A 9914-nucleotide genomic window follows, 5' to 3' on the forward strand; every position below is an offset into this window, starting at 1 on the left:
TTCCCCTCCCTGCAAGGGAGGGGCGGGGGTGGGTCGGTTCGTGGAAATCGCACCGCTGCCCTCAGGCCGACCCACCACAAGCCCCTCCCTTCCAGGGAGGGGAGGAAAATCACCGCTCGCTCAGATAATAGCGGTCGGTCGCGTTCAGCGCGACGTCGAGTTCGTAGACGATCGGCTGGCCGGTCGGGATTTCGAGGCTCGTGATCGCGTCGTCCGAAATGCCCGACAGATGCTTCACCAGCGCGCGGAGCGAGTTGCCGTGGGCGGAAATGAGGACGCGCTGGCCGTCCTTGAGCGCCGGCGCGATGCGGGCGTCCCAATAGGGAAGCACGCGGGCGATCGTGTCCTTCAGGCTTTCGGTCTGCGGGATCGCGATGCCGGCATAGCGGCGGTCGTTCGATAGATCATATTCGCTGCCCGGTTCCATCGGCGGGGGGGGCACGTCGAAGCTGCGGCGCCAGATATGGACCTGATCGTCGCCGTGCTTCGCGGCGGTCTGCGCCTTGTCGAGTCCGGTGAGGCCACCATAATGCCGCTCGTTCAGCCGCCAGTCCTTCTCGACCGGCAGCCACAGGCGGCCCATCGCCTCGAGCGCAAGGTTCAGCGTCTTTATCGCGCGGGTCTGCAAGCTCGTGAAGGTCATGTCGAAGTCGAGGCCCTTGGCGGCCATCAGTTCGCCCGCGGCCTTCGCTTCGGCCGCGCCCTTTTCGGTCACGTCGACGTCCCACCAGCCGGTGAAGCGGTTTTCCAGGTTCCACGCAGACTGGCCGTGGCGGATGAGGACGAGGGTCGGCATCGGGTCTCCCTAGAGCGAAAGCGTCATGAAGCGATTGTGCGGACTGGCCGGATAGCCGCCAAAGGCGTCGCAGTCACGAAATCCGTAGCGTTCATACATCGCGTTGGCGGGCGCGAACATTGGAGCGGTGCCGGTTTCGAGGCTCAGGCGCGTGTAGCCATCGGCCTTTGCGCGGGCCACGAGGTGGTCGAGCATCGCGCGGGCGACACCTTTGCGCAGATGACCGGGCGCGGTGCGCATCGATTTCAGCTCGGCATGCCCGTCCTCGACGCGTTTCAGCGCGCCGATGCCGAGCAGCTCGTCGCCGTCCCACGCGGAGAAGAAGACGACGCCGGGGGCCGCGAGCCCCGCCGAATCGAGCGAGTGCGCGTTGCAGATCGGGGTTGTCGCGCGCGCCTCGTCGCGGTGGAGGGTGAGGAGCGCCTCGACCCGCGCGTCGCCGAGGCCGCCTTCGCGAATCGCGATCACAGCGTGTCGATGACCTCCGCGAGCGTTTCGAGGCAGGCATGCGCCAGCGTCTTGGAACGATCGGCCGACCAGCCGAATTCGGCGTCGGGGTTGGGATCGTGATCCTTGAACGGCATCTCCAGCGTCACCGACACCGCGCCGAAGCGCTCGGCAAGCTGGTTGGTCGACATCGACAGGTTCGCCGTACCCGGCCGCGACTTGGGGTAGCCCTTCTCGGTCTGGAAATCCGGCGTGCGTGCCGCAAGCCGCCGGCCGTAATCGTAGAATTTCTCGCCGTGCGCGTCGGTCCAGCGCGGGATGCCTTCGAAGCCGGCGATGAAATTCGCCGGGATCGCCTCATCGCCGTGGACGTCGAGCGCGAATTTCACGCCGGTTTCGTCCATCAGGTCGCGCACGCTCTTCACCTCGGGGCTGCGCTCGGCGCTCGGCTCATGCCATTCGCGGTTGAGGTTCACGCCAACCGCATTGGTGCGAAGATGGCCGCGGCGTGTGCCATCCGGGTTCATGTTCGGCACGATGTGGAACGTCGCCTTGGCGAGCAGCGGCTTTGCGGCGTCGCTCGCCAGCCACTCCAGTGCGCCCTCCATCCACCATTCGGCCATCGATTCGCCGGGGTGTTGGCGGGCGTAGAGCCAGACCGGCTTGTCGCCCGTGCCGACGCGGAAATAGTCGATCGCCTGCCCGTCGAGGCTGCGGCCGATCTCGCGATGGGTGAAGCCGGGGGTGTTGGCGAAGCGCGCGACGAGCGCCTCGTGCATCTCCATCGTGTAGGGCGCGAAATAGGCGAACCAGACGATCTGCGCGTCGCCCGGCCAGTCGAACGACAGCACGCCGTCCGCGTAGCACGTCTCGATCATCCGCCACGTCACCCGATCGGTCGACGCGCGGACCTTGTAGCCCGGCCAGCCGTCCGGATAGGCGGAGCCGCCCGCATTGGTGATGCGGAAACGCGTCGTCCGTCCGCCCGCGCCGGCGACGCGAAAGGAGAACCACTGGTAGAAGTCCGACTGGCGGTCCTTGACGATCTCGAGCGACACGGTGTCGCCCTCGACCTGTGAGACAAGGATGTTGCCGCCGTCGAAGGCGGAGGTGATCGCTATGGGCGAAACGAGAGGAGATTCGGTCATTTCACCTCGATAGTGCGGCCCGATTCTCCGGGAAAGCCCTGGAACAGCGCGGCGGCGAGGCGGCCCGCGACCGCCTGCGGATCGGCATCGGGGGCGCCGGCATCGGTCATCGATTGCGCCTGGCCTTCCCAGATCGCGTCGGGGCCCTTCTGGATGCGGACCGAAAGCTCGGTCAGGATGCCCTGCCGCGTCCCGCCGCCGCCAACGGGGAAGTTGACGCCGCCACCAAGGCCGACGCTCGTCCCGCCGCGATAGCCGCCGCCAGAAAACCCGCCGCCGCCGATGCCGATCGAGATCGGCGAGCGTTTCGGCCCGAGCGATTTCAGCGCGCGGGTGAAGCCGACGGTCGCGACGAATTGCGCGCGCGCGCCAGGGGCGGGAAGCGTGTAGCCCTGGCGCAGCATCTCGCTTTCCACCGCGGCGGCATAGGTCTTGAACTCGATGCTCGCGGGGCCGGGGCCGAGCGGCTGGACCTGCACGGTGCCGCGGTCGGTCATCGCGTCATAATGGAAGCGCGTCGCCTGCACCGGCCAGCGCGACGGGCCGGTCGCGCAGGCGGACAGCCCTGCGGCGAGGCCCAACAGCAGCGCACCCCGTGCGATTTCCGAACCAATCCCCGAACCCATGATCGACCACTCCCTTGTCTTACGCTACGGCACAAAACGCCCGGTCGCCGCGGCGGTTCACGCGCCCGACGACTTGACTATGGCGGAGGTCGCGACTAGGCGCCACGCCTTTCCAAGATCAATCGAACAAGAAGCGAATCAACCCCATGAAGATCCGCAACAGCCTCAAGTCGCTCAAGGACCGGCACCGCGACAACCGCGTGATCCGCCGCCGTGGCCGCACCTATGTCATCAACAAGACGAACCGCCGCTTCAAGGCTCGCCAGGGTTAAGGCTCGGGGTTAAGTGAAGCCGGTCACGGCCGTCGTCTTCGACATCGGCCGCGTCCTCGTCGACTGGAACCCCAGGTTCCTTTACGAGCGCCTGATCGGGGACGATCGGGCGCTCGACGCGTTCGTGCGCGACGTGGTGACCGAGGAATGGCATTTCCAGCACGACGCCGGGCGGCCGTTCGCGGAGACGTCGGCGGAGCTGATCGCCGCGCATCCGCAGCATGCGGACCTGATTGCGGCCTGGGGACCGCGCTTCAACGAGACCAACCGCGCGCTGATTCCGGGGATGGAGGCGCTCGTCGCGGAACTCGACGAGGCGGGCGTGCCGCTGTTCGCGATCACCAATTTTTCGGGCGAGTTCTTCCCCGCCTTCCGCGCGAAATACGCGTCGCTGTTCGCGCGCTTCCGCGACATCGTCGTCTCGGGGGACGAGAAGCTGGTGAAGCCCGATCCCGCGATCTACCGCCTGGCGCTGGAGCGGTTCGGGTTGCGTGCGGAGGAGGCGGTGTTTGTCGATGACAATGCGGCGAACGTTGCGGCGGCGGCGGATTTGGGGATGATCGCGCTGCGGTTTAACGATGCGGAGACCCTGCGGACGGAATTGCTGGCGCTAGTGCAGCTCGCCTAGCAAATTGTGAGTAGTTAGTAACTGCCATTTGTTCATCGAGCCGTTTTAGCGAGCGCGGCGAAGTAAAACGTCACGTAGGTCGCGGTGAACAAGATTGCCATCAACCACCACGCGACGCCATCGGCCATTTTGAGCGACACCCAGCCAAGGGCGGCCTCGATCAGCAGCAGGATAGCAACCAACGCCCAGCCTTCGACCGAAACCGGCCGCAGAGCGAACCCAAACCAACGGCGAAACCAAATACGTTGCATGGTTGGGAAGATAGCGCGGTCTCGGATGCCTGCAACTAGCCGGCGAACTGGCGCACTGTAAGCGCTTAACCCAACGCCTTGTCCAGCATCTTCGCGAGCCGCAATCCGCCACGTAGGACCTCCAGCCGTGCGGCGGGGACCATCTTTGCGATCGTCGCTTCGTCCAGCTTCACCCGCGCCGGCGTCGGGGCGCAGGGATCGCCGCCCAGCGCGTCGGTGTAGGCCACGTCGTGGGCGACTTGCCAGCTTTCGCGGCTCCAGTCGGTGACGGTGCCCGCGGCGATCTTCGCGCGGGTCGCGGCGGGGTAGCGGTGGACGATGTTGCCGCCGGTGGTGATCGCGCGTTCGGCGAGGAGGCCGTCCCAGACCGAGTGCAGGTTCAGCCGCGGGGTCGTGTAGATGCCGTAATCGGCCTTCACGTCGTTGCCGCCCTTGTCGTCCTTCTCGCCCGCGTGGAGCGGCTGGTGGAGATCGCCGACGAAGTGGATGAGGAAGACGAGCGCCTGGACGCGCTCCTTTGTCGGGGTTGCCTTGTCGCGGAGCAGCTTCACATCGCGCTCGATCTGCGCGGACACGCAATTGCCGTCCTTGCACGCGGGCGCGAGGTCGAACGGGCGACAGATGTTCACGTCCTGAAAATGCCAGGTATAGGCGTAGCCGAAGCGCGGCTTGCCATCCGCGCCTTTCAGCGGCTTGACGCAGTCCGCCCACACGCTCGCCTCGGCCATCGTCCGCGCGGGGCATTCGGGGGTGGCGAGCAGCGCCTGTTCCGCGAGCAGGCGGCGGATCGCGGCGCGGGTGCGCGGAGTGACGTTCGCCTCGGCGATGCGAGCGATCGTCTGGTGGCCATATTCCCAATAAGCCTGGGCGGGGGCTGCGATGAAGGCGGAGGCCGCAAGCGCTGCGGCTAGGACGGTGCGACTCATAGGCGCGCCTTAGCCCAGCATCTTCGCGAAATCAGGTGACAAATGAGGCGGGGCGGCCCCGGCGTGGTGCCGCCCCGCATCGAACCGTTATGCGTCGGCGCTGTCCTTGCGCGCGCGCGGCTTCATCTTGGCGCCGGGCTTGCGGCCGAGCCCGATCTTCTTCGCCATCGCGCGGCGGGCTTCCGAATAGGACTGCGCGACCATCGGATAGTCGGTCTTCAGCCCGAAGCGCTCGCGATACTGTTCCGGGGTAAGCCCGTGGCCGGCAAGGTGGCGGCGCAGCGTCTTGTAGGGCTTGCCGTCGATCATCGAGATGATGTGATCCTTCGATGCCAGCGACTTGCGCACCGAAACCGCGGGGGCGGCGCCCTCCATCGGTTCGCTGGCGGCGGTTTCGGTCGTCGCCGGCTGGGCAAGCGCCGAGACTGCTTCGTGCATCTTGCCGAGAAAGGCGGGGACCTCTTCGACCGACGCGCGGGTGTTGGGATTCGACAGCCATGCGATCGTCAATTCCGTCGCAAGTTCAACGGCATCGATAGTCATAGTCTCATCGGTCACGATCGAAGGCTCCTTTTGTTCTACTGGGAGGTACCGGAGCGGTTATGGCGTCGTTCGACGCGGGCGTAAAGCAATCGATCACGCAAATTGCGCAATCCGGCGCGTTTTATCCCAATTCTATTGATGGCGATCGCTGCGTGGCTGCCACCGTAATACGCGCCAAAGATAAGCGCCGATGATGACAACGCTCAGACCGACCGCAACCGGGCCGACATATCGATCGAGCACCGTGAAACGCGAGCCGAAGAACAATCCGGCCCAGGCAAGGATGCTGTTCCAGATCACCGATCCTGCGAAGGTCCACACCAGAAACTTCCATAACGGCATCTTTACCATACCCGCGGGGAGCGAGATGATTGTGCGGAAGGTCGGCATGAAGCGGAATACGAACACGACCCACTGGCCGTGCTTCATGAAGAAGGTGTGGAGCCGCTCGACATCGCGCCAGTCCATGGTCAGCCAGCGCTGGTGGCGTTCGACAAACGGGCGAAAGCGCGCGTAGCCGATGTTGCGGCCGATATAATACCAGAAGTAATTGCCGATCGTCGTCCCCGCCGTTCCCCACAGGACCAGCGGCACGATCGCCATGTCGCCGCGCGCGACCGCCATGCCGCCAAGCCCCATGATGACTTCGGACGGGATGGGCGGGACGATATTCTCCAGCGCCATCAGCAGGAAGATGCCGAAATAGCCGCCCCAGGCGATCATATCGAGAATGATGTCGGTCATGGCGTCGGGGTTGAGCGCGCGGGTGCGGCGCGTGGTTCCCGTCAGTCGCCCGCGCGCGCGCTACCCAGCGCGGCGTGGCGCCGCTCGATCGCATCCCAGATCAGCGCCGCGACATCTGTGCCGTCGAAGCGTTCGATCGTGACGATGCCGGTGGGCGAGGTGACGTTGATCTCGGTCAGCCATTCGCCGCCGATCACGTCGATGCCGACGAAGAGGAGGCCGCGGCGTTTCAGTTCGGGGCCGAGCGCGTCGCAGATCTCGCGCTCGCGGGGCGTGAGTTCGGTCTTCTCCGCCGCGCCGCCGACGGCGAGGTTGGAGCGGAACTCGCCTTCGCCGGGCAGCCGGTTGATCGCGCCCGCGACCTCGCCGTCGACCAGCACGATGCGCTTGTCTCCCCTGGCGACGGCGGGGAGGAAGGCCTGCACCATGTGCGGCTCGCGCCAGGTGTGGTTGAAGACTTCGATGAGCGCGGAAAGGTTCTCGCCGTCCGGCCCGACGCGGAAGATCGCCTTGCCGCCATTGCCGTGGAGCGGCTTGATGACGATCGCGCCGTGGACTTTCAGGAATGCGCGCGCCTCGTCGAGGCTGCGGGTGACGAGCGTCGGCGGCATGAAGCGCGCATAATCGAGGACGAACACCTTTTCGGGCGCGTTGCGCACGCTCGCCGGATCGTTGACGACGAGCGTGCGGTCGGTGATCCGTTCGAGCAGGTGCGTCGCGGTGATGTAGCCGAGATCGAAGGGCGGGTCCTGCCGCATCAGCACCACGTCGGCGTCTTCGCCCAGATCGAGGCGGACGGACTCGCTTGCGGTGAAGTGATCGCCCGCTACGCGCCGGACGGTGACGGGGGTGGCTTTCGTCCAGAGATGCCCGTCCGACCAGTTCAGGTCCTCGGCCGCATAATGAAACATCCGGTGCCCGCGCGCCTGGCCCACAAGCATGAGCGCGAACGAGCTGTCGCCGGCAATGTTGATCGAGGCGAGCGGGTCCATCTGGACGGCGACGGTCAAAGGCATGCGCGCGGTCTTAGCGGCGGAAGCGGGGCGGGGTAAGGGGGTGTGCGCGCTGGCGCCTGGTCCCGACAGCCCTAACGCCACAGGCGGGCGATCAGGCGCTCGCCTTCTGGATCATAGCGGGCGAGATCGGCGCGGGTGAACGGAAAGAAGTCGTTTCGTCCGAAATAGGCTTCGCTCAATTCGGCGAAATACTCCTGCGCATTCTGGCGGGCATAGGCATTGACGATCGAACCGTCATTGCGCTTCACTCCAAGATACAGCCGGCTGGCGATGGCATGATTATAGGCGGCGACAATGTCGGCGCGATCCTGCTGCGAGAGGCGTGCGTGATAGGAATGGGCGAGTTCGTGCAGCACGGCGCTGGGTTGCGTCTTGACCGTATCGACGAAGACTTCGGCATCGGACACTTCGATCGCGTCGACCAACTCGACCGTCCGGCCATGCGCGATGAGCCAGCCCGCATCGTAGTGGAACATGCTGCCGGGACCGGCGTGATCGTGGAGGAAGATCGGGGTCGAGCGCACTTGCGCCAGGGACGCCGGCGGCAGGGCGGCCTCTGTCTTCGCGAGCTTTCCGGCGAGGGTAGCGAAGGCGGCGCGCGCCGGACGGGTGGCGGGATCGAGCGCCTGATCCACAAAGACATGCCATCCGGGGCGAACCTCGACGGGCCGGTATCGGCTGGTGCCGACGAACGTGCCATGGAGCACGTCGTCGATACGGACGGTCATCGCACAGCGTCCCGCGGGATCGATCAGCGCAAAGGCATGACCGACATAGGTCTGTATCGATCGATATCCGGCGGGTGCGATGACACCTAAATCGACCCTGTTGCCCTGCGGGTCCAGCCACAGAAGCCGCATCGGGGTCGGCTCGCCGTTCTGAAACACGTGGCGCACCGCCGTGTCGGAAGTCTTGGGTGATCGATACGTCGAGAGATTGGCGCAGGCTGGCGGTGAGGCGGCGATGGACGCGAGATGCAACGCAACAGCCAGCAACGCTCATCTCCTCATTCGACGTTTGTCACGGATCACCTTGAATTGAGGCATTTGTGGGGTGGTCGCTGAGGCGCCGGCCGATACCGACCAAAGGTTGCGTTCGGGCGCGGTGGCACCCTGGCTCGCTCCCGGCCGCCGTTCATAGTAGAATGGCGCTGCGTGGGAGGAATACGAATGAGCCTGGCGCCGCTTCCGCAATTTGACCGGCCGTTGCTGACCGATGCCGGGCTCGAAACCGACATGATCTTCAATCGCGGGATCGATCTGCCGCATTTCGCGTCGATCATCCTGCTCAGGAGCGCGGAGGGCCGGCAAGCGCTCGAGGCGTATTTTTGCGGATTCCTGGACCTGGCCAGGCGAATGGGGAGCGGGCTCATTCTGGAGAGCGCCACGTGGCGGGCAAGTCCTGATTGGGCAGGCCCGCTCGGGATGTCCGGGGCGGAGCTCGATGGCTTGAATCGTGACGCGATCGACGTGTTGATCCGGCTGCGTCAGGCTTACGGATCAACGGTTGCGCCGATGATCGTGAGCGGCTGCATCGGCCCGCGCGGAGATGGCTATGATCCCGGAAGAATCATGTCGGTGGAGGACGCCGAAAGCTACCACGCGCACCAGTCGAAGGTGCTGGCGAGCGCCGGCGCGGACATGCTGACCGGGATCACCATGACGAACATTCCCGAAGCGATCGGCATCGCGCGGGCCGCGCGGACGCTCGCGGTTCCGGTCGCAATCAGCTTTACCGTGGAGATGGATGGTCGGCTGCCCACCGGCGATAGCCTTGGCGACGCGGTAACGGCTGTCGATGAGGCGCTAAGCGGCTATCCTGCTTATTACATGATCAACTGCGCGCACCCCAGCCACTTTGCTGCAACGCTTGATGACGGTGCGGAATGGACGTCGCGCATTCGCGGGATGCGGGCGAACGCGTCGCGTTGCAGCCATGCCGAACTCGATGCGATGACCGAACTCGATATCGGCGACATGGCCGAGCTTGCGGCGCTTTACCGGGATATCAGGCACCGCCATCCGGGGATCACGGTGCTTGGCGGATGCTGCGGAACGGACTTGCGGCACATCACCGCAATCGCCGAGGCGTGCCTGGACTCCTGATTGTCGGACACTCCGCGCGCTCGCATCGCGAACGGCGCTACCCCATCCACGCATTCTCGATATGCCGCGGGCGCGTGCCGGGGGCGAGGAGGAGGACGTCGATGCGGATGTCCTCGCCGGCCGTCGCGTAGCGCGGCGCGAGATAGCCGGCGGCGGCGGCGACGCGGGCGAGGCGGGGTTCGTCGATCGCGAAATCGAGTTCGGCGGCGGTCGCGCGGGTTTTTACTTCGACAAAGGCGATGAGCGCGCCGCGTTTGGCGACCAGGTCGACTTCGCCGACGGGGGTGCGGACGCGGCGGGCGAGGATCTGCCAGCCCTTGAGGCGCAACCACCACGCCGCGAGGCGCTCGCCGCGGCGGCCGGCGGCTTCGGCGGTGCGGCGTTTGTCGGTGGGGTTTGGGGTGGTTTTCGG

At 65.7% G+C, this 9914-nt stretch carries 14 protein-coding genes; 3 read left to right on the forward strand and 11 right to left on the reverse strand.

Translation table 11 applies throughout. The annotated features are described in order from the left end of the window. Nucleotides 1–109: 109 nt before the first annotated feature. The 4 genes from gpmA to BOS5A_RS02210 are packed head-to-tail and all read right to left on the reverse strand — an operon-like array spanning nt 110 to nt 3017. A complete protein-coding gene (gene gpmA, locus BOS5A_RS02195) occupies nt 110–796 on the reverse strand; it encodes a 2,3-diphosphoglycerate-dependent phosphoglycerate mutase (RefSeq protein ID WP_151953593.1) in 687 nt (228 codons plus the stop codon). 9 nt (nt 797–805) lie between these two features. After that, a complete protein-coding gene (locus BOS5A_RS02200; protein WP_151953594.1) occupies nt 806–1264 on the reverse strand; it encodes a GNAT family N-acetyltransferase in 459 nt (152 codons plus the stop codon). Continuing rightward, entirely contained in the window at nt 1261–2391 is a 1131-nt protein-coding gene (locus BOS5A_RS02205; protein ID WP_151953595.1) for a M14 family metallopeptidase, read from the reverse strand. The genes BOS5A_RS02200 and BOS5A_RS02205 overlap by 4 nt, the downstream gene beginning before the upstream one ends. After that, complete coding sequence (locus tag BOS5A_RS02210) at nt 2388–3017, reverse strand: hypothetical protein (protein WP_151953596.1); 630 nt, start codon at nt 3015–3017, stop codon at nt 2388–2390. The genes BOS5A_RS02205 and BOS5A_RS02210 overlap by 4 nt, the downstream gene beginning before the upstream one ends. A gap of 146 nt (nt 3018–3163) precedes the next feature. On the opposite strand from BOS5A_RS02210, the gene ykgO reads away from it, so the two are divergent. After that, the gene (gene ykgO / locus BOS5A_RS02215) at nt 3164–3289 is read left to right on the forward strand and encodes a type B 50S ribosomal protein L36 (RefSeq protein ID WP_003046794.1); all 126 of its coding nucleotides are present in this window, start codon (nt 3164–3166) and stop codon (nt 3287–3289) included. A gap of 13 nt (nt 3290–3302) precedes the next feature. Then, nucleotides 3303–3917 carry an HAD-IA family hydrolase gene (locus tag BOS5A_RS02220; RefSeq protein ID WP_151953597.1) on the forward strand — a complete coding sequence of 205 codons (615 nt, stop codon included), beginning with the start codon at nt 3303–3305 and terminating at the stop codon, nt 3915–3917. Nucleotides 3918–3949: 32 nt separating this feature from the next. Here BOS5A_RS02220 and BOS5A_RS02225 read toward each other — a convergent pair whose 3' ends face one another. The 6 genes from BOS5A_RS02225 to BOS5A_RS02250 form a co-directional block, all read right to left on the reverse strand. Next, nucleotides 3950–4168, reverse strand: coding sequence for a hypothetical protein (locus tag BOS5A_RS02225; protein ID WP_151953598.1), 219 nt, complete (start codon nt 4166–4168; stop codon nt 3950–3952). A gap of 65 nt (nt 4169–4233) precedes the next feature. After that, nucleotides 4234–5094, reverse strand: a complete 861-nt coding sequence (locus BOS5A_RS02230) for a S1/P1 nuclease (RefSeq protein ID WP_151953599.1) — start codon at nt 5092–5094, stop codon at nt 4234–4236. 87 nt (nt 5095–5181) lie between these two features. Further along, nucleotides 5182–5652, reverse strand: a complete 471-nt coding sequence (locus BOS5A_RS02235; protein WP_151953600.1) for a MucR family transcriptional regulator — start codon at nt 5650–5652, stop codon at nt 5182–5184. A gap of 117 nt (nt 5653–5769) precedes the next feature. Then, complete coding sequence (locus tag BOS5A_RS02240; protein WP_151953601.1) at nt 5770–6381, reverse strand: DedA family protein; 612 nt, start codon at nt 6379–6381, stop codon at nt 5770–5772. 41 nt (nt 6382–6422) lie between these two features. Next, nucleotides 6423–7397, reverse strand: coding sequence for a glutathione synthase (gene gshB, locus BOS5A_RS02245; protein WP_151953602.1), 975 nt, complete (start codon nt 7395–7397; stop codon nt 6423–6425). A 71-nt stretch (nt 7398–7468) separates the two neighbouring features. Further along, nucleotides 7469–8293, reverse strand: coding sequence for a hypothetical protein (locus BOS5A_RS02250; RefSeq protein WP_199857174.1), 825 nt, complete (start codon nt 8291–8293; stop codon nt 7469–7471). A 273-nt stretch (nt 8294–8566) separates the two neighbouring features. Between BOS5A_RS02250 and BOS5A_RS02255 the strand changes: the two genes are divergently transcribed. Next, nucleotides 8567–9502 (forward strand): homocysteine S-methyltransferase family protein, encoded by a 936-nt coding sequence (locus BOS5A_RS02255; protein ID WP_151953604.1) that lies wholly within the window; start codon nt 8567–8569, stop codon nt 9500–9502. A 37-nt stretch (nt 9503–9539) separates the two neighbouring features. Here BOS5A_RS02255 and BOS5A_RS02260 read toward each other — a convergent pair. After that, a partial coding sequence (locus BOS5A_RS02260) for a YraN family protein (RefSeq protein ID WP_234419162.1) occupies nt 9540–9914 on the reverse strand: 375 nt, incomplete at its 5' end.

This window comes from Sphingomonas sp. EC-HK361, assembly GCF_902498785.1.
GTDB lineage: Bacteria > Pseudomonadota > Alphaproteobacteria > Sphingomonadales > Sphingomonadaceae > Sphingomonas.